Below are 19,038 nucleotides of genomic sequence, written 5' to 3'. Positions count from 1 at the left end.
CCGGGCGCCCCATAGAGCGCACGGGCAGAGGCAGGCGCGAAGTAGGTCGAGCGAGTGCGGGCGTCGGTGCGACGAGCGCCCAGCTCGAAGGGAAATGGGCCTTCGGACCAATTGGGGACATGTAGCAGCCGCACTGGCAGGACGACGGTCAGTTCCTGGCGAGCACCCGTGACACTCTCGAGCAGCGGACCTCGGTAGGCGGTCACCGGTAGTACTCGGCCGGGTCTGGCTGGTCGAGGCGGATGACAAACTCAGCCCGGTCGGGGCTTTCGACGCTGACATGGAAGCGGACGGGTTCGCCCGTGCGGATGGTCCGGAACCCCTCGGTCACGATCTGTCGGTAGTCGAACGTGTAGTACCGCTCATCCTCGTCGTCCCGGACGACATAGGAGCCGAGCGCACCGCTCACCCCACCGCCACTCGGACGCCTGTCCACGATGGTCCCGTGACGCGGCCCCCCACCGCTCATGCCGTCGTCTCCTCTGTCTCGGACGTGTTGAGGTCTTGCACGCACCGGAAGCCGACTGCATTGCTTCCGCCACGTTTTCGGTAGATGCCCTTGCTGCTGGTCTGCACCGCCCGCATCGGGTTGTCGTAGCTGCCACCGCAGATGACGGCCTCACCGGGGTCATCCAGGCTGGTGGATGTCCATTCCCAGCAGTTGCCCACCATGTCGACGACCCCGAACGGAGAGCGGTTACCCGGTCGTTCATCGATGCGTGTCGCCCCGGCACGCCGAACAGCGTCGCCTGCAAAGTCCCGGTACCACGCCTGATACGTCACCACCGGACGACCGACCCAGGTGTCCGCGCAGTTGATACGGGTACTGTCGGGGGCGTCACCCCAGGGAAAAAGGCGCCCGTCGCTGCCACGTGCCGCGGCCTCCCACTCGAGGGAAGTCGGCAGCCGCTTCCCTTCGAACGCAGCAAAGGCAAACGCACTCCACCAGCTGACGCACACGGCAGGGTGGGCGTCGTAGCGAGGATTCTCGTAGTAGTCGGCCCGCCGCAGCCGGTCCGTCCAGGGACGGTGTGTGACGCCGGCCGGCTGCTCGGGGTGGTCCCAGCGGGAGGTGCCGTCCGCGTTGAGAGCGTTGAGGAAGCGACGGTAGCGGGCGACGGTCACGGCGTGACGGTCGAAGCGTGCGGGACGCTCGACACGACGGATCAGCAGCCGCTCGGCCGGCCCGACCAGGTACGCCCCGGCGGGCAGCACACAGTCGTCAGTCTCCGGAGCGCGTGGCATTCCGGCGAGGAAGGCGCGCACCTGCTCGGTCAGGAAGGCACCGCCGGGAAGGTCTGCTGCCTGATTCCGGTTCTCCGGCTCGGCCAGAAACCGGGCGGCCAGCAGTTCCTGGTATGCCGTGTGGACGAACGCGACGTGATCAGCACCGGCGGGCCGCAGCAGCGGCGCCAGGGCACAGGCGTCCAGGTCGAGGCGTCCGTCTTTGAAGGCGTCGGCCCCCACCTGCCGGTGTATGTCGAGGAGGGAGAAAACGGTGCGATCGGTGAGGAAGGCATGTCCGAACGCGGCGGGCAGCCGCTGCTCCAGATCGGGCTTCCCCTGCTCGGCCAGTGTCCGGGTGATGTGCGTGCCCAGGATGTCCGCGAGCGGCTTACCCGCGGGAAGGTGCAGCGCTGCGGTGAGGCGCTTCTCGAGAGGGGTTGCCTCGGGTTCGGCCAGGCGTACGACGTGGAAGTGCGGCACGCGGGACGGGTCGAGGCCGTTGGTGTACATCTGCTCGACCAGCTGCTCGGAGCGTCCCGCACCACTGTCCAGCAGCTGACGTACCTGGGGAGAGTCCGCGAGGAAGGACACTCGTGAACTCATCACCACGGCCGATTCGGCGGACAGGACGGCTGCGAGATCGGTGAAGAGCCGCAGGAAGCCGGCAGCGCTCGGTTCATCGACGCCCTCGTCGACGGCATCGAGCACACACAGCGCGGTTCCGGAACGGATGAGGTAGAGAAAGAGGTCGTAGGCGCGCGAGCGGTCCGACATCATCGCCGGCGCCAGAAGACGGGCCGCGTACTCCGAGAAGGGCTCGTCCTTCGGTTTGAGACCCAGGTCGAAGTAGAAGCGGAAGCGGCGGACCTCCGGGTTGACGGCCAGGGAACGTAGAAGCGTGCTCTTGCCGCTCCCCGGTCGGCCAGTGACCAGGACGTTCGCACTGCCACACGCCAAGCGGGTGACTAGCTCCGCAGCGTCACCGGACTGCTCCATCTTCGACTCACCGGTGCGCGTGTCGACGGTCAGCGCCGCCGCGGCGACGGCCGCCTGCGGCTCCGCCGGGTTGTCGTCAGAGGTGAGACCCGCCAGGTGGGTGTCGAGATTGACGATGGTGTCGACGAAGCCGTCGTAACGCACGACCCGGAAATCCAGGCCGAGTATCTGGTGGAGGGCGCCGGACCCCACGTCACCGTCGTCGTCCAGGACTACGAACCGCGTGAACTTGGGCAATTGAGTGCGAAGCAACTCCCCGCCTCTGGAGGCGAGCACGGTACTCAGATCGTCAGCGTCCCTGGAGAGCATCAACTCCACGTATTCCAGCCGCATCCCCGACTCACGGCAGAACAGCTGGTACACGGTGTCCGGGCTGAGCACGAATCGCTTCGCCTGCCGGTATCCGAGGGTGACGTACAACCCGGCGAGGAACTCGCAGCGGCGTGCCACCTCGGGCGCCACGTCGGGCTCGCCGCCGAGGAGCGCCGCGCTCCCGGTGTCGGTGAACCAGACGAGCACGTCGACGAGCCTGCGGACCGCTAGGAGGCCGTCCTCGTCGCTGATGTCGTAGCCGTCGTGTGTGGAGCGGTTGCGCAGCCGTCGAATGTCGTCGAGCGCGTCCAGGACCGTGCTGCTGCGAATGTACGGACGGCATCGCTTGACCAGGTCGTTCAGCGCTTTCGTCGAGGGATCGCCCTCGACGTCGTGATGACGCCACAGCTCTTTGAGCAGCTTCTCGGTCAGTTTCCCTACGAGGGCGACCGCGTTCTCTGGATAGCCGTCATTGAGGGACCGTAACGGACGTTCCAGATCAAGCCCCAGTCGGTCAGCGATCCGCGAGTGGTCGTCGAGTTCACTCCGCAGGCGCCGCAGCCGCTCGTCGACCATCGTGCTCACACGGACTCCCCACGTCGACGTCCGAGGATGAACGCGAATCGGTCGGGAAAGACCAGCTCGGGCTCTGGGTGAGCGATGCGCATCTCTTCGATGCCCTTCTCGATCTCGCTGTCGCTGAAGGTGGAGAGCAGGGACATGTAGCGGGCGCGCACCATGCCGAGGTACTTGTCCCGGTCGATGCGCAGCTCATGCTCGACGTAGCTGAGACTGGCTTCCAGGCCAGCCGCACGCAGATGTCCTTCGATGACGGCCGGGTCCGGCTGCAACTCCTCGAAGCGCGCAAGGGCTGCCTTGAACAGCGGGTACTGGATGGTGGCCGGGAGCATGACCACCAGCAGCCGGCCTCCGGGCGCCAGCCGGTCAGCCAGGCCGCGGAGCGTGTGTGCCGGATCGGCCACGTGATGCACCGACTCTTTCAGCCACATCGCATCGAGCTGCTCGTACGGCAGACGAGTACGCCCTTCCGCGATGTCCTCGGCGGACGCAACGATCGGTGTCAGATCTGCCGGAGGCGGGGTGCCGAGCTGACTGAGCATGGCCTCGGACGGGTCGACGCACAGAATGGGATGGCGAGGCCTGAGCTGGTTGGCCACTTCACTGGCGAACAGGCCCGTCCCGGAGCCTACGTCGGCGATCCGGTCCCTGGGGGCGAGCCGCAGCGCCTCGGCGATCCGGCTGGACATCCAGGGAACATAGTGCGGACCGTAGATCCAGTACTCGTCGTACTCGGCCGCCAGCTCGTCGTAGTGCCCTCGCACGTCGCGCCGCTCCACGATCCCCCTCGGTGCCCCTCGTGTGTCGCCGGATGTGCCGCAAAAGGCACCGGACAGGCTATCGCGCGTGGTTGTATCGCAACAGTCTGTAATTCGCCGGTCGTTGGACGTCAGTACGGCTGGGGCGACTGGCCCTCAAGTGGCGGGAGGCCCAGACTAGTTCGCGTATGCATCCTTCCCCTGCAATGATCGGCTGCGGTTGTTCTGACGTGTTCACAGAGTGGGGGCAGGGTGTTCCGCGAGCGAACTCCTAGGGTGTCCAGGCGATGGACCTGCGCGGCGGCCGTCGTGCTGTGCACCCTGTCGGGTTGCGCAGGCAACGGCAGCAGCGGGGAACACGCAAAGACAACACCATCGGCAACGGCCGACAGTGCGTCTCCGACGCCGCGGCCCGTGCACGATCCGCCGACGACCTTCGCCGTCGGCCACGGCAGGACGATGCCGGAGACGGCCGTCGCCGGACGGCTGTCCGCGGGCGGCACTTTGATGAGCAATCCGTCGGTGGCCCTGTACCGCGGTACCGCGTTCATCGCAACCACCGACCGGCTGCAGGCCGTGGACACCGCGACCGGGCAGATCACGACCACGGTCACACCCCAGGGGATGCCGGTGGGCTCGGGCGACGGATGGGCCGACACCGTCCTCGCCTCGGCCCCGGTACTGGCCACCGCACGCGGAACCGAGACCGTGATCACGCCGTTCGTGGTGCAGCAGACCGGCACGGGAACCCAGGCGGACCACACGGTCGTGGAGGTCACCGGGGTCAACGCGGCAACAGGGAAGCTCATATGGCGGCTTACGCTTCGCCCGCCGCACTGGGACGATGTCTATTCCGATCTCCGGACATCCATCGTGGGCGCGGAGGGGGGGGTGTCGCCGTGGTGCGCGTCTCCACGCAAAGCGGCGATCACGCCATGGCGTACGGCATCGATCTGAACAGCTCCCTCCAGATATGGACCATCGACCAGTTCCAGGCAAGTGCGCTGGCGGGAGGTGGCTCCGTGGTGGGTACGGCCCTCGATGACACCACCGACGTCGACCAGCATCCCTCTCTGACACCGTTGGGTGAGACGCCCTGAAATGATCAGATATTGTGGGCGTGCACGACAGGAGCACCCATCCGCATGTCCCGTACCAATTCTTCCGAGCAGGTTCCCGCTCCGCGGCCGAAGCGTCGTCGCTTCTCGGCCGAGTACAAGTTGCGCATCGTCGCCGAGTACGACGCCGCCCCCGCCGGAGACAAGGGCGCGATTCTGCGCCGGGAGAGGCTGTACCACTCCCACGTCATCGAGTGGCGTCAGGCCAGAGACGCCGGCGCGCTGGAGAAGCTGACCGACCACCGCACCAGCCCCACCCGCCCGAAGAAGCACCCCGCCGAGGCCGAGAACGACAAGCTGCGGCGTCAGGTGGAGCGGCTGGAGAAGGAGGTTGCGAAGCGGGATGCCGCGCTGGAGGTGCTGGGAAAAACACACGCGCTCTTGGAAGCACTCTCCAAGAGCGCGGACTGAAGGACGCCCTGGAGCCGCTCCTCCACGAGGCCGTGGAGGAGCTGACCCCGTACCTGGGCATCGTGGCGGCGTGCCGGATCGCCGGACGCTCCCGGGCCACCCATCACCGGCGGCTGAACCCGGCCCCGCCCAGACCCAAGGCGCCGAGGCCCACGCCGGTCAACGCCTTGTCGGACACCGAGCGGCAGGCGGTGCTGGAGCTGATGAACCGGCCCGAGTACGTGGACCTGCCACCCGCGCAGATCTACGCCCGGGAACTGGACGACGGCCGCTATCACTGCTCCGAGCGCACCATGTACCGGATCCTGAAGGAGGCCGGGCAGGACGGTGAACGCCGCCGTCAGGCCACCCACCCGCCCCACACGGTTCCCGAGCTCGTGGCCGACGGCCCCTCGCAGGTATGGAGTTGGGACATCACGCGCCTGGCCGGCCCGGCGAAGGGAATCTGGTACCACGGCTACGTCATCCTGGACATCTACTCCCGCTACGCCGTCGGCCACACCGTCGAGGCGGCCGAATCCGCCGCGCGGGCCGAGGAGTTGATCCGTGAGGCGATCGACCGCAACGGGATCGTGCCGCACACCGTGCACGCCGACCGCGGCACCTCCATGACGTCCAAGCAGGTCTCCCAGATGCTCCTCGACCTCGGCGTGACCCGTAGCCACTCCAGGCCCAGGGTCAGCAACGACAACCCGTTCAGCGAGAGCCAGTTCCGCACCACGAAGTACCAGCCGGACTACCCAGAACGCTTCGATTCCCTCGCCCACGCGCGGGAGTGGATGGACGCGTTCATCTCGCACTACAACCACGTGCACAGGCATTCCGGGATCGGCTACCACACCCCCGCCAGCGTCCACTTCGGCACCGCCGAACTCGTCCGCGAGCAGCGGGCGGCCACCCTCACAGCCGCCTTCGAGCAGCATCCCGAACGCTTCAACCGCCGCCCCGCACCACCGACGATTCCCCAGCAGGCATGGATCAACGACCCCGCCAGGCGGCGTGAACCACAGCAACACAACTCATAGCCGCACATACGTTTCATTTGACTTGACAGCTACCGGCATCCCGCCGGATACGACCTCACCACTGGCAAACTCCGCTGGCGGGGAACGCACAGCTACGACATGAGCATCGTCCCCGCCGGCCCCCGCTTGGTGCGCGTCTCCGGCAAGGACTACGACAGGGGGCACTCCTACGACCGCCTCGTGGACGCCGGATCCGGGCGCACCGTGCGCACGATGCCCGCGGACCTGGCCGGCTCCGAGTGCGACTACGACGATCGCAGCGCTCTGGTGTGTTCCGGGATGGGAGCGGAGTCGCAGGTCGCCTACGGTCTGGACGCCTCCACGGGCAAGGATCTGTGGCGGCTCCCCGACCAGCAGGCCGACCGCATCGCCCCGAAGGTCACAGCGGCCTGGCACGGCAGGGTCTACGGCACGACCGACCACGGCTCGGTCGCCCTGGACGCACGCACCGGCAAGGATCTGCCGAACCCGGGCATCGCGCCGATTCTCGTCAACGAGTCGGCTGGCCTGGCCCTGGACCAGGACGGTTCGAACCTGATCGCCTACCCCACCAGCAGCTGACACCGGGCGCGCGGCCCCGAGCCACCGTCAGCGCTCGGGGCACTGCTGACGACCGGTACGACGGGGGTTCTGTTGCGCGTCCCAGTTCCGGCCCTGTGCCGGGGACTCGTTCTGCTGGGTCTGGCCGGTGGAACGACCCTGTGCCTGAGCAGGTCGCTCGGACCTGGCACGCATGGCGCCGAGTTTGCTCTGGACACCAGCACTGCGACTGCCCCGGGTACGGCCGCTTTCCCTCTCACCACCCTGCTCAGGCACGGTCCTCTCCGCGGCCTTCCTGGCGCTCTGCTCCTTGAGGTCGGCCTGCATCTTGCGGACTCCTGGGCCCTTTCGGTGGGAACCTCAGGGTTCATGCCCTGCTCGCCGCACTGCTCTGAGTCATCTGCCCATGGCTCGGCCGCCTTCTCGTACTCAGTCCAGCTGAGCCGTCCCGGTTGCAGGCGCAAGCATCAGGGAGTACAGCCGCTCGCGGATACGTCGGACGATCAACGAGTCGGTGCCGTGGATGTCGGAGGCAATCGTCAGCAGCTCGGTACCCAGCCGCTGCCGGTCGCTGTCCGGCGGCATGGCTCGCCACAGGCTGTAGGCCCGGCGGGTGGCCGCCTCGACGTCCGGATGCTTCGGGCCCTGGATAGTGACCCGGAGCTGCATGGCGTGCAGATACCAGGACAAGCCTGTCGCGTGATTACCCATCAGCGCTGCAAGGTATCCGCGCACTTCGCGTACCTGGAGGGTATGCAGGTGCGCCTCGCCGTACTCGACGGTGACATCTTGGTCCAGCTGAGCAGCAAGCGCAGTCGCGTCCTCCAGGCGGCCTCCCTGCGCAACTTCCGCGACCTTGGCGAGGCGAGCCCGCAGTGTCTCGGGAGCCTGGCTCTGTGGGGCACCCACGGCGCCGGGAGGGGATGCGGTCCAGAACTCCGGTGTCACGGTACCCCAGGGGCGAAAGAGTGGCTCGGGCATGGGCGGTCTCCCCTGTTTTGGTGCGAGCGTCACCAGTCCACCACACGGCGGACTGCGGTGATGCGGGTCATGTAGCTGGTGGAGTTGCGCCAGCTGCTGTACGTGACGATCCGGGTCTTCACTCCGGTGTGCGGGGCTTCGATGATCATTCCGTCTCCGATGTACATGGCCACGTGTCCGGGGCTGGCGTCGGAGCCGTCGGAGCCGGGATTGAACACCAGGTCACCGGGCTTGGGGTGGTCGATGTCGACCTGCTTTCCGATGTTGACCTGGTCGTAGGTGACGCGTGGGATGTCTATCCCGGCCGCCTTGTAGGCCTGTTGCATCAGCGAGGAGCAGTCGCACCAGTGGGCCGGATCCTTGCCGAGCGCGTCGGTGCAGTCACCGCCGAGTTGGTACCAGCCGCCGCGCTGTTTCAGAGCCCAGGCGACCGCGACGCGGACTTGCTGGGGGGTGCCGTCGGGCAGTTCGTACCCGGCTGGGAGTGTGCCGTCCTCGCTCGGCGCGGGCGCGGAGAACCTGACCGACATGGCCATGATGTTCTGCACGTAGTCGTAGGTCTGTCCGCCGGCAAAACTGCGCGGCGGTACCCCGTGGAACTCCTCGACGCGTTGGAAGCCTGCGTTGTAGCCGGCCAGCGCCAGTTCGATCGGCGCCCCGTTGTAATCGGGGTGCTCTTTCGCCTTCTTGAGCAGGTAGCACATGAATTTTCCCTGCGCCGGAATGGCGTCCTCGGGGTCGAGCACGTCCTTCTTGCCGTCGTGGTTGCCGTCAACGCCCCATGTCTCCCAGGTTCCGGGTATGAACTGGGCTATCCCTTGAGCGCCGGCGCCGCTCGGGGGCGGGTTCGGGTTGAAGCCGCTCTCCTGCATCAGTTGGGCCGCCAGCACGCCCGGTGACAGCCCGGGGCAGTCGGCGGCCGCCTGCATGATGAGTGGGGCGTACTGCGGCGGTACTCCGTCCTTGCCGCCGATGCGCAGGCCGTTGATCGGGTTGGCGACGTTACTGCTGTTGTCGTCGGAGAACGTGGCGATCAGCAGCACGAGGCCAAGGCCGAGTGCCACGGGGGTCATGACGAACCCGAGCCCCAGGGCCAGTAGCCACTTTGCCCCCGTCTTGCCCTTCATGCGGTCCCCCTCCTGACCTGCATTCAGATTTGCTCCCTCAAATCTGAATCTCGGACTCCGGCATGGGAACCGGTGTCCGAATGCATGCGTGATGATGTGTGACAGTACGCCATCGCCGCATATCAATGTGACGGGTGAATCTCCCTTGTAGGGCACGCTAGTTGCGCATGTAAGGTTCCAGTCGGGGGATGTTGGTTACGGCGGGAGCGCGCGATTAACCCGCGCAAACGCCGAATGGAACGTACGGGGGTAAGAGTGGGCAAAAAACAGCCTGTTGCCGCTCCGGTACTGCCCGCAGGGGCGCGGCTCGCTGTGCCAGTGATGGCTGCTACCGGCGGTAGCGGACGTAGCACCGTGGCGAGCCTGTTGGCCGCCGGACTCGCCGCCAGCGGGCCCACCGTGCTACTCGACCTCGCACCACGCCTGTCGTCCCCGTGGCCAGTCCGGGTCGCCGAGCAGGGCGCGGACGGACTGGCCGCGCTGCCGCCCGATCAGCCTCTGACCCGCACAGCAGTGCAGCAGGCATGCGCGACCGCTGCCGGGGTCAACGGCGCCCGGTGGCAGGTGCTGGCAGACGGACGGGAGTGGCACGCGCAGCCGCTCACACTGCCTGAGCCGCCGGCCGCGTGGTACCAGCTGGCTGCGATCGGCGGATGGCAGGCGGTCGTCGCCGACACCGTGCACCCGCTCGCCCACGACATCCTCGCTGCCCGCTGTGCCGGTGAGCTGGGTCTGACACGTGGCTGGTATGGCCTCCCCTATGCGGTGCCCGTGGTGTGCGCGGCTGCAACGACCGACGGCGTTCAGGCCCTGCAGCAGGCAGTGATGGCGCTCCACGCCGAAGGGATGCCCCTGAACCGCACGGTCGTCGTGCTGGTGGCCACGGGTGACGGCCGCCCGCCCGCCCCGGTCCGGGCCGGAGCCACCATGCTCACCGCCCGCACCGCCGCTGTGGTGCACCTGCCCTATGACCCGCACATTCGCGCCCACGGGCTGATGGCTGCCCGCCTGCGCACCCGCACGCGTCAGGCAGCAGCCCAGCTCACCAGGGCCGTTCTCGACGCGGCACACGCCGCATGGGGCGAGCCCTTGCCGGACGCGCCACAGCCGGCGCCGCTCCCGCCCGCAGTACCAGCTTCTTGACGAGGAATCGGACATGAGCCAGATCCTGACCACTTTGCACACCGTCGCCACGGACCCCAACTGGCACACTCTCGCCGGCCCGGTCCCCGGAGTCACCCCGTCGATCCCCGACGACGTCAACAAGCCCGTGCAGACGATCCTGAACTGGACTGCCGGACTCGGTCTGGCCGGCGCCGTGCTCGGTGGACTCCTCGGCTGGGCCGCCGTCGCCGTCGGCCACAACAGCGAGCGCGCGGCCCTGGCCGCGCGCGGCAAGCAGGCCATCCTCTGGAGCCTGTTCGGCGCCGGCGGAATCGGCGTCACCGCCGCACTCGTGGGCACCTTCTACAACATGACCAAGTGAGGTTTCCGTGGTGAGCGACAGCAAGACCACCAGGGCCCGGCTCACACTCGCCGCGATTGGCGTTCTGGTGGTCGGCGCCCTGGTCGGCGGGGGCATCACCGCGGCGACCCTGATCGGCGGAGACGACAAACCGTCCGCCAAGTCGTCGCCGTCGGGGGCACCGTCGACCAAGCCCACTCCGTCCGGCACGGATGGCTACAAGGGCTACACGCCCGCGAAGGTCAGGCCGCTCGTGCTCGAAAAGCCCACCGGCCAGAAGGACGGGCTCTCGACCGGCTTCAGCCGCGGTCCCGTGGGCGCGATCAGCACAGCCGTGTACTTCTGGGAGGAGTTCGCCTTCCTGGACGACCAGAAGGCCCGCCAGCAGCTGGAATCGATCGTGTCCAAGGACGACCCGAGCTACGTGGACCAGCAGGTCTCCGAGGTGCGCAAGCTGCGCGAGGATGCCGGCCTTCCGCCGTCCGGCGGGACACCCGCCGGAATCACCTTCACCACCAACGTGAACGCCGTCGTGCCCAACTCACTCGACCAGACCGGAAAGATCGTCCAGGTCTGGCTCAACTACGACCGGTATGCGACGAAGGCGGACGGAAGCCCGGACACCGACCCGTTCAAGGACCAGGAAACGCACCTGATCCTGAAGTACGAGGATGGCGCCTGGAAGATCACGAACGAGCCCCAGTACGCGAAGAAGCTTGCGACCCCGGCCCCGTACCTCCCGAACTCGAACCTGAGCTTCCGGGCCGGCTGGCGGCAGGTGCAGCATGCGGGCTGACCACCGGCATCTACTCGCCCGGCTGGTCCTCGTGCTGGCCGTTCTGCTGGGCGTTGTTGGCTCCGGCCTGAGTCATGCCCCCGCGGCGAGGGCCGCGGACAATCCGAAGTACCACCTCGACTACGGGCCGTCCAGCGGCAAGGAATGCCCGGTCGACTTCACCGGCGGTGGCACCTGCGGCATCGACAAGCAGGGCAACTACTGCGACTACTACAGCATCAACGATGACGACATCTGCCGTACGCCTGAGGCCGGTGAAATCCCGGGCACCAGCCAGCCGTGCGAGGGCGGCCCGGTGCAGTCGGGGTGCTCCAAGAAGGAAAGCCACGAGGCTGAGGAAGAGAAGCTGAAGAAGTGGCGCAAGAGCGCCATCGCCGCCGTTCAGCGGGGCGACCTCAGCAAGTCCGACTACGACACACTCAACGACTTCCTGACCAAGTGCGTCGACAAGGGCGACACCTTCAGCGACTGCCAGACCCTGGCAACCGACAAGTACGGGAACATCGGCTGGAGCCTGTCCAAGTGGATCGGCAAGAAGGTCTCCCAGCTCGCCCGGGATGCGCTAGAGGAGGCCGCCCAGTACATCGGCAACGCCGTGGTCTGGCTCCTGCAGCAGTTCGCCGACCTGTTCGCCAAGACGTCGGTCATCAACCTCGACTCCACCGGCATCAGCCAGCCAATGGGGATCGCGACCGCCCTGTCCATCGTGCTCGCCGTCTTCCTGCTGCTCCTGCAGTTCGGGAAGGTGTCGATCTCCCACCAGGGCGCCCCGGCCGCCACTGCGATCTCCGGCCTGGCCAAGTGGGCAGTCATCTCGTCCGCGTACTGGACGGTCACCACGACCGCGCTGCAGGTCGCGGACTCACTGTCCAACTGGATCATCAGCTACTCGTTCGCGGGCGGCAGCAAGATTCAAGGTCAGCCCGCAGACGCCATGAAGGCCCAGTTCGGGAAGATGTTCGGGGGTCTGATCTTCGGCGGTGGGGGCTCCTCCACGGCCGCCGGCGCACTCATCACCGGCGACGGAATGGCCGCGTCGGCGGTCGGCGTGGTCATCGTCATCGGCATCATCTGCATCCTGGCGATCGGCGCCCTGTGGGTCGAGATGCTGCTGCGCCAGGCCGGAATCATGATCCTCGTCGCCACCATGCCGATCACACTGGTCGGCCAGATGTCGGACGCCACGAAGGACTGGTGGCCCAAGGCCAGGGACGCGTTGCTCGCGCTCATCCTGATGAAGCCCATGATCACGTTCTGTTTCGCCATCGGCTTCTTCGCCATCGAGCAGGGTTCGGGCGTGCAGAACATGCTCGTCGGACTCGTCATCTTCCTGATGGCCTGCTTCTGCTGGCCCGCCATCGCCAAGTTCATGACGTTCTCCTCGCTGGGTGCCGGCGCCGCCATGGCGGGCGGACTGATCAGTTCCCTCGGCTCGTCGGCCGCTTCAACGAGCGGCTACCGGCCCCAGCTCGGCGGGGCGGGCGCAGTCGGCGGTGGTCCCGCGTATACCCGGGCCTTGGAGCGGGACAACGCGCAGACCCAGGCGAGCGGGGCCAACGCCCGGGGCGGCGGGGGCTTCTGGACCAACGAGTCGCTCAAGGCCCGTCTGAAGGGGCCCGGCGGCCGCCTCGGTACTCGTGTGGCTGGGCCGCTCGGCCTGGGCCTGCAGGTCATGGCCCTGGGCAAGGACACGCTGGAGTCCGGTATGGCCAACACCGCCGCGCACGCCGGTCTTGACTCCGCGTCCCCCGGCGGCCGCCACGTGGTCATCCCGCCGCGCGGCCAGGACACCGCGGGCTTGCCGCCCGCCACTCAGGAGCGCGTTCCGCAGCCGCGCCCGGACACCGCACCGGTGATCACGGGCCCGCCCAATACCGACATTCCGCCGTCGAGGGAGGGGTAGCCCATGTCCAGTTCCACCCCCGTCACCTACGGCGGATGGCAGTCCGAACGCAGCGGGTTCATGGGCCGGCTGTCCGGGACCGGTTTCGCCCTGGTCGTGGGCGGCTGTGTGCTGCTGCTCACTCCGCTCAACCTGGGCAGCTGGACTGCCGCGTTCTTCTGTGTGCCGCTGGCTGCCGTGCTGTTCACACTCGCCTTCGGACGGGTGCTGGGCCTGAGCGCCGACGAATGGATCCTTCTCGCAGTAAGGCATCAGATCAACGTGGCCACCAGGCGCAACATCTTCCAGTCAGGGGCCCTCGCCCCCCGCTCCAAGACGACCGGGCAGCAGCCGATGGACCTGCCCGGGGTGCTGGCCCGGCTGCGTTTTCTGGAAGCCCCGGACGGCCTCGGCGGCACCCTGGGCGTCTCCCACGATCCGGTCGCGAACACCTATACCGCGGTCGCCCGGATCACCTTCCCTGGCCTGGCGCTCGTTGACAGTGACCGGCAGACCGCGCGGGTTGCCGCCTGGGCGGGCTTCCTGCGCAGCTTCTGCACCGAGGACTCGCCGATCGTCCGGATTGCCGTGCACCAGCGCTGCCTGCCCGACGACGGCGCGGCGCTGCGCTCGTGGACCGACCGGCACTTGGCGCAGGACGCGCCGAAGGAGGCCGTCGCTGCGCTGACGGAGCTGATGGAGGGCGCGGGTCCGGCCGCCACCACCCGCGAGACCTACCTCTCGGTCACCCTGTCCGCGGCCAAGGCCCGGCTGGCCGTCAAGGGCGCCGGTGGCGGTCAGGTCGGCGCGGCCGCGGTCCTGGTACGCGAGTTGCACGCCATGCACGGCGCCCTGTCCTCGGCGAGCCTGCAGGTCGTCGAGTGGCTCGCTCCCCGGGCCCTGGCCCAGGTGGTGCGCACCGCATACGACCCGGAGGCGCAGCTGATGCTCGCCACTCGCAACGCCGCCGCCCAGGCGCCGGATTGGCAGGGCCTGGAGCCCGGCGTGACATCGGAGCTGGCGGGCCCAGCCCAAGCGGAGACCGACTGGGGCGTCTACCGTCACGACGGGGCGTGGACCGTTTCCTACCAGGTGCGGACCTGGCCGCAGGCGGACGTCTACGCCACCTTCCTGCAGCCGATGCTCAGGCCCCGGCAGAACGCCCGCCGCAGCTTGAGCATTGTCTACGAGCCGATCGGGCCGCGCCGGGCCCGCCAGGACCTCGCCCGTGAGAAGGCCCGGCGGGAGTCCGCCCGCAAGCTGCGCGCCAAGTCCGGTCAGGACGAGTCGGCCGACGAGCTGCTCGAAGCGCAGAAGGCCAGGTCGCAGGACGTCGCCCGCGCCTCCGGGCAAGGCGTGGTGCGGCTGACCGCGCTCCTTGCTGTCACCGTCACCGACCTGGGCGAGCTGGAAACCGCCTGCGCCGAGTTGCAGGCGGATGCGGCCGCCTCCGGGCTGGAACTGCGCCGCATGTGGGGGACCCAGGATGTCGGCTTCGCGGCCGCCGCGCTGCCGCTGGGGCAGGGGCTGCCGGACCGGAGGATCGGATTCTGATGCCGCTGCTGTTCAAGCGCCGCGACGCCGGTGACACGGTATTGAAGGAGTCTGCGTTCGGCCGGGCCCCCGGCCTGGCCGAACGGCCCGTCGATGCGGTGCCGCCCGCACCGAGCGTCCGCGACCAGCGCCGTGCGCGGCTGCTCGAAGACCCCGACACGGTCATGCGGATCGCCCCGAAGAAGGGCTGGGCGCATCCGTACGCGGGCCGCGCAGCCTCACTGCCCCGCGTGGAGGTCGTGCGTGCCGACACCGCCAACTCCGCAGGTGCCTACCCGTTCTTGCACGCCGCCTCCCTCCCGCCCGTGGGCGCGTACATCGGCCAGAACACTTTGACGACCGAAGCTTTCTCCGCGCACCCGGCAGTGTGGGTCAAAGAGGGCCTGTGTACCAACCCCAACGTCATGATCACCGGCATCCCCGGTAGCGGGAAGAGCGCGCACATCAAGGCCCTGTGCTTCCGGCTGATGGCCTTCGGGCACCGCACCCTGATCGCTGGCGACGTCAAGGGCGAATACGCCGCCCTGTGCAGGCATCTGGGGGCCGAACCGGTGCGGCTCGGCCCCGGTCTCCCCGGCCGCGTCAACCCGCTGGACGCCGGACCGCTCGGCCAAGGCTTGGAGCTGATCAAGGACCCGGGCGAACTACAGAACCGGCTCCGGGAGATACACCGCCGCCGTCTCACCCTGCTCAAGGCACTGTTGGAGCTGCAGCTGCGGCGCACTCTGCTGCCGCAGGAGGAGGAGGCCCTGGACGTAGCGGTGCGCGAGGTCACCGGCGAGCTGTACGGGCAGACCCGGCTGGAGACCCCCACTCTGCCCCTGGTCTACGAGAAACTGCGCGACCCCAGCGACGCCATGGCCGAGGAACTGCGCGTACGCGACCGCGAGGTACAGCGGGCCCGCGAGCAGATGGAGTCCATCCGCTCCGCCCTCGGCGCCATGGTCAACGGGCACGTGACCGGTCTCTTCGACGATCAGACCAGCATCGGACTGGACTGGGATGCGCCGATCCAGAGTGTCGACATCAGCGCGCTGGAACAGTACGGCGACGAGACGGTCGCCATGGTGCTGACCTGTGTCTCGTCCTGGGCACAGGCCGCCATCGACCGACCCGGCAGCCGGCCGTGGATCGTCGTACGCGATGAGCTATGGCGGCAGATGCGCTCCGGTGGAGCCTCACAGGTCAAGAAGATCGACGCCGACCTCCGGCTGTCCCGCGCGACCGGCACCATCCAGGTACTGGCCACCCACCGGCTCAGCGACTTCGAGGGGGTCGGCGCGGCCGGCTCCGAGGCCGTCAACATTGCCAAGGACCTCATCTCCAGCTGCGAGACCCGTATCCAGCTCGCCCAGGACACCCGCCCCCTGCGCCTGACTCGCGAGGCGATCGGCCTCACGGACGCCGAGTGCGACCTGATCGGCTCCTGGGGCGCCGGACAGCGCGGCAGGGCCTTGTGGAAGGTCGGCCGCGGCGGCGGTTCGCACGCCGTGCAGCTGATGCTCTCCCACACCGAACAGCAGCTCTTCGAGACCGACGAGAAGATGGTGATCTGACCGTGGCCGACAAGAGCCCCGGCAGTGGACTGGACGACAACACGCTGCTCGCCGCCTACGCCGCAGGCCTCGCCGTGGCGCTGGGCGGAGCGGTGCTGCTGGCCGCCCCGCTCGCCGCCCTGCTGTCCGGCCGGGGCTGGGCCCACGCGAAGGCCGGCGTCCCGGAAACCGTGCTGCGCGCCCTGGTCAGCGGCCCCAGCGCCGTGTTCTCCCCCGCGCCACCCGCCTGGCTGTTCTATCTGCTGACCGTGGCGCTGCTGCTGACGTTCTTCCTGCTGCTGCTCAAGGCCGTCACCAAGCTGAACTTCGGCAGCCATACCGGCGGCGCCCAGTGGGGCGGTGCGAAGGTCGAACGCAAGCTCAAGGCCCCACAAGACCCGAAGCTGCGGGCCAACCGCATCACCGCCGGCCGCGGCATGAACACCAAGAAGATCGTGGCCGCCCAGCCCAACATCAGCGCCACGGTGTTCGGGGTGCCCGGCTCCTCCAAGACCACCGGGCTGGTGCTGCCCAACGCCGCCGAATGGCAGGGCCCGCTGGTGGTGACCACCACCAAGGCCGCCGACCTCGACATCATCTACGCCCGCCGCCGCGCCCTGGGCCCGGTCTGGGTGATCGCCCCGGCCGGGATCCCCGGACGGGAGACCAACAAGTGGTCCCCGGTGGAGTACTGCACCGACGCCAAGGCCGCCGACCGCATGGCCGCCTGGATGGCCGAGGCCTCCGCCTCCAGCGAGGACAAGCGTGCCGCGCCCTGGATCGACCAGGCCAAGAGCGTGCTCAAGGGTGTCCTGCTGGCCGCGAACCTCTCCGGCGGCGGCATCAACGCCATGCGCCGCTGGCTCTCCCTCGGAAAGGATGCTGTCGACCACGTCCGCTCCGTGCTGCTGCAGCACGGCTACACCGAGGTCGCTGACGACTACGCCTCTCCCTGGCTCCGCCTTCACGAGGACGGGATCGGCTCCATCCAGTTCAGCCTCAACGTCCTCGCGCGCGTCTACGCCGACGAAGAGGTCCGCGAGACCTGCGCCAGCACCGACTTCACCGTCGAGGACCTGCTGACCAAGAACGGCACCGTCTGCCTGATCGCCTCCGAGGCCGACGCCGAGAGGTTCGCCCCGCTGCTGACCTCGATCATCGCCTCGATCATCCACGGCGCCGAAGTCGCCTACAACACCACCGGCAAGCCTCTCGACCCCGGCCTGGGCGTACTCGTCGACGAGGCAGGCAACATGCTCCGCTACCCCCGCCTGCCCAACATCCTCACCACCGGCCGCGGCATGGGCATCGTGGTGCTGACCGTGTGGCACGACCTGTCCCAGCTGCGCGACCGGCTCGGCGTGCAGAAGGCCAACACCGTGCTGTCCGCGAGCGGTCTGCGCATGCTGCTGCCCGGCTGCGGCGACCTGGAGACCCTGCGCTACTTCTCCGGTCTCTATGGCCGTACCGAGGTGGGCAGGACGTCGACCGGCCGCTCGCGCGGCGAGGTGTCCACCAACACCACTCCCACCGAGACCGATCTCGCTCCCGTGCACTCCCTGCAGCAACTGGACGACTTCACCGCCATCGCCCAGTACTCCAACAAGGCGCCGATCAAGGTGAAGATGCGGCTCACCTTCCGCGACAAGGACCTCAAACGGCTACTGGCAGCCCCTGAGCCGGCCACCGGCGACGGGCCGGTGAGCCTGAACAAGGCCGCGGCGCCTGCGGTGGAAAGGGCAGGCCGTGGCTGACTCCCTCGACAACCCCGCCTCCCTGCGGCCCGTCGGCCGGCCCGCGCAGACCACCACGCCGCAGCCGCGCCGCTGGGTGTGGTCGGCCATGTCCCCGCCCGAGCGCCGCGCCCGGCTGCGCGAGCTGCGCACCTGGGTGGAATGGCTGCGCCACACCGCCGAGCTGCACAACGAGATCCCGCCCTGCTGGTACCGCCACCGATGGGTGCGGGAGATGCTCACAGCCCTGTACCTGGGCTGGCTGCGGACCTACGAGGGTGAAAAGACCCCCGGGCGCGAGCTCGCCGAGGCCGAGTGGATCAACACGGTGCACGCGTTCAAGCCGCACATGAAGCTTCCAGCCTGCGTCAGCAGCCACCAGGAACCGCCCCTGCCTCCGCCATCGAACCCGGCAGCCGACGAGGAGTGGGAGCTATACCTGGCTACCTCTGCTGACACCACCGAGGCCGCGAAGCACCCGGCCGAGGCTGAGGTACGGCGGATGGCTGCCGAACTGGATCCGCCGCTGTGACGCATCGAACGGCTGAACAGCCGCATGCAGGGAAGGGACGAGACGAATGGGGGGGACACTGAGCCGATCAGCACACGGCCGAGGAGCTGACGAAGCACTCTGCGTTCAAGGCCTCTGGTGCACGATCTCCATCCGGACCACATCGAATGTCGCCGAGTGGACACAGGCTGCGGCCGACCGGGTGCGTCGTGAGCCGCCCCGGCGGCAACCTGCCCACCGCCCGGCCGCCGCTCTATCGGCATTCGCGGCACGGCCGAAGACCAACTGGGCACGGCAGCAAAGCCAGTCACACTAACCGGGTTACCCCTGTCAGGTCTAACAGGGGCGACCCGGCGTGACCAGTAAGGGCGCGCTCTGTGCCGTGCGAGCGGGGCCGGTGGGCTGCCCCACTCTGTTCGCTGCGCTCGGCGCGCTGCAGCGAGAGCGCTGGGCTCTTGCCAGATCGGACGATCACTGTCGGCGGTCGC

Annotated in this window: 19 protein-coding genes; 13 read left to right on the top strand and 6 right to left on the bottom strand. The window is 68.3% G+C overall.

The window, feature by feature from the left end; translation table 11 throughout:
* Positions 1 to 202 precede the first annotated feature (202 nt).
* The 3 genes from LK06_RS23095 to LK06_RS23085 are packed head-to-tail and all read right to left on the bottom strand — an operon-like array spanning position 203 to position 3,893.
* The gene (locus LK06_RS23095; RefSeq protein ID WP_043431883.1) at positions 203 to 469 is read right to left on the bottom strand and encodes a hypothetical protein; all 267 of its coding nucleotides are present in this window, start codon (positions 467 to 469) and stop codon (positions 203 to 205) included.
* Positions 466 to 3,111, bottom strand: a complete 2,646-nt coding sequence (locus LK06_RS23090) for an SUMF1/EgtB/PvdO family nonheme iron enzyme (RefSeq protein ID WP_234367628.1) — start codon at positions 3,109 to 3,111, stop codon at positions 466 to 468. The genes LK06_RS23095 and LK06_RS23090 overlap by 4 nt, the downstream gene beginning before the upstream one ends.
* Before the next feature lie 5 nt (positions 3,112 to 3,116).
* Positions 3,117 to 3,893, bottom strand: a complete 777-nt coding sequence (locus tag LK06_RS23085; protein WP_043431878.1) for a class I SAM-dependent methyltransferase — start codon at positions 3,891 to 3,893, stop codon at positions 3,117 to 3,119.
* A 393-nt stretch (positions 3,894 to 4,286) separates the two neighbouring features.
* Here LK06_RS23085 and LK06_RS23080 point away from each other — a divergent pair, with 393 nt between their 5' ends.
* The 5 genes from LK06_RS23080 to LK06_RS23070 all read left to right on the top strand — a co-directional run bounded on the left by LK06_RS23080 (position 4,287) and on the right by LK06_RS23070 (position 6,987).
* Complete coding sequence (locus LK06_RS23080) at positions 4,287 to 4,829, top strand: hypothetical protein (protein WP_086083470.1); 543 nt, start codon at positions 4,287 to 4,289, stop codon at positions 4,827 to 4,829.
* Positions 4,808 to 4,972 (top strand): hypothetical protein, encoded by a 165-nt coding sequence (locus LK06_RS33395; protein WP_159025329.1) that lies wholly within the window; start codon positions 4,808 to 4,810, stop codon positions 4,970 to 4,972. Before LK06_RS23080 ends, LK06_RS33395 begins: the two co-directional genes overlap by 22 nt.
* Positions 4,973 to 5,017: 45 nt before the next feature.
* Entirely contained in the window at positions 5,018 to 5,401 is a 384-nt protein-coding gene (locus tag LK06_RS35335) for a transposase (protein WP_043404360.1), read from the top strand.
* 32 nt (positions 5,402 to 5,433) lie between these two features.
* Positions 5,434 to 6,426 carry an IS3 family transposase gene (locus LK06_RS23075; RefSeq protein ID WP_240103763.1) on the top strand — a complete coding sequence of 331 codons (993 nt, stop codon included), beginning with the start codon at positions 5,434 to 5,436 and terminating at the stop codon, positions 6,424 to 6,426.
* Between the two features lie 99 nt (positions 6,427 to 6,525).
* Positions 6,526 to 6,987: a hypothetical protein gene (locus LK06_RS23070; RefSeq protein WP_052319090.1), complete on the top strand. Its 462-nt coding sequence runs from the start codon at positions 6,526 to 6,528 to the stop codon at positions 6,985 to 6,987.
* Positions 6,988 to 7,014: 27 nt separating this feature from the next.
* Here LK06_RS23070 and LK06_RS33390 read toward each other — a convergent pair whose 3' ends face one another.
* The 3 genes from LK06_RS33390 to LK06_RS23060 all read right to left on the bottom strand — a co-directional run bounded on the left by LK06_RS33390 (position 7,015) and on the right by LK06_RS23060 (position 9,074).
* Complete coding sequence (locus LK06_RS33390) at positions 7,015 to 7,293, bottom strand: hypothetical protein (RefSeq protein WP_159025328.1); 279 nt, start codon at positions 7,291 to 7,293, stop codon at positions 7,015 to 7,017.
* Between the two features lie 102 nt (positions 7,294 to 7,395).
* The gene (locus LK06_RS23065; RefSeq protein WP_052319091.1) at positions 7,396 to 7,947 is read right to left on the bottom strand and encodes a hypothetical protein; all 552 of its coding nucleotides are present in this window, start codon (positions 7,945 to 7,947) and stop codon (positions 7,396 to 7,398) included.
* Between the two features lie 29 nt (positions 7,948 to 7,976).
* Positions 7,977 to 9,074 (bottom strand): C40 family peptidase, encoded by a 1,098-nt coding sequence (locus LK06_RS23060; RefSeq protein WP_052319092.1) that lies wholly within the window; start codon positions 9,072 to 9,074, stop codon positions 7,977 to 7,979.
* Between the two features lie 354 nt (positions 9,075 to 9,428).
* Here LK06_RS23060 and LK06_RS23055 point away from each other — a divergent pair, with 354 nt between their 5' ends.
* Genes LK06_RS23055 through LK06_RS23020 form a run of 8 tightly spaced genes read left to right on the top strand, consistent with a single transcriptional unit; the run spans position 9,429 to position 18,571 of the window.
* Positions 9,429 to 10,217 carry a hypothetical protein gene (locus tag LK06_RS23055; RefSeq protein ID WP_234367484.1) on the top strand — a complete coding sequence of 263 codons (789 nt, stop codon included), beginning with the start codon at positions 9,429 to 9,431 and terminating at the stop codon, positions 10,215 to 10,217.
* Between the two features lie 13 nt (positions 10,218 to 10,230).
* Positions 10,231 to 10,560 carry a hypothetical protein gene (locus tag LK06_RS23050; protein ID WP_043435643.1) on the top strand — a complete coding sequence of 110 codons (330 nt, stop codon included), beginning with the start codon at positions 10,231 to 10,233 and terminating at the stop codon, positions 10,558 to 10,560.
* 10 nt (positions 10,561 to 10,570) lie between these two features.
* On the top strand, positions 10,571 to 11,335 hold the full coding sequence (locus LK06_RS34525; RefSeq protein WP_234367483.1) for a hypothetical protein: 765 nt from the start codon (positions 10,571 to 10,573) through the stop codon (positions 11,333 to 11,335).
* The gene (locus LK06_RS23040) at positions 11,325 to 13,238 is read left to right on the top strand and encodes a hypothetical protein (RefSeq protein ID WP_086083468.1); all 1,914 of its coding nucleotides are present in this window, start codon (positions 11,325 to 11,327) and stop codon (positions 13,236 to 13,238) included. Before LK06_RS34525 ends, LK06_RS23040 begins: the two co-directional genes overlap by 11 nt.
* A 3-nt stretch (positions 13,239 to 13,241) precedes the next feature.
* The gene (locus tag LK06_RS23035; protein WP_043435645.1) at positions 13,242 to 14,771 is read left to right on the top strand and encodes an SCO6880 family protein; all 1,530 of its coding nucleotides are present in this window, start codon (positions 13,242 to 13,244) and stop codon (positions 14,769 to 14,771) included.
* Positions 14,771 to 16,327 (top strand): type VI secretion protein, encoded by a 1,557-nt coding sequence (locus LK06_RS23030; RefSeq protein ID WP_043435647.1) that lies wholly within the window; start codon positions 14,771 to 14,773, stop codon positions 16,325 to 16,327. Before LK06_RS23035 ends, LK06_RS23030 begins: the two co-directional genes overlap by 1 nt.
* Positions 16,328 to 16,329: 2 nt before the next feature.
* Entirely contained in the window at positions 16,330 to 18,060 is a 1,731-nt protein-coding gene (locus tag LK06_RS23025) for a type IV secretory system conjugative DNA transfer family protein (protein WP_234367482.1), read from the top strand.
* Positions 18,053 to 18,571 (top strand): hypothetical protein, encoded by a 519-nt coding sequence (locus tag LK06_RS23020; protein WP_174673920.1) that lies wholly within the window; start codon positions 18,053 to 18,055, stop codon positions 18,569 to 18,571. Before LK06_RS23025 ends, LK06_RS23020 begins: the two co-directional genes overlap by 8 nt.
* Positions 18,572 to 19,038 lie beyond the last annotated feature (467 nt).

It is taken from the genome of Streptomyces pluripotens (assembly GCF_000802245.2).
Taxonomy (GTDB): domain Bacteria; phylum Actinomycetota; class Actinomycetes; order Streptomycetales; family Streptomycetaceae; genus Streptomyces; species Streptomyces pluripotens.
Note: the sequence above shows the minus strand (reverse complement) of the source record. Positions and strands in the feature narration are given on the sequence as shown.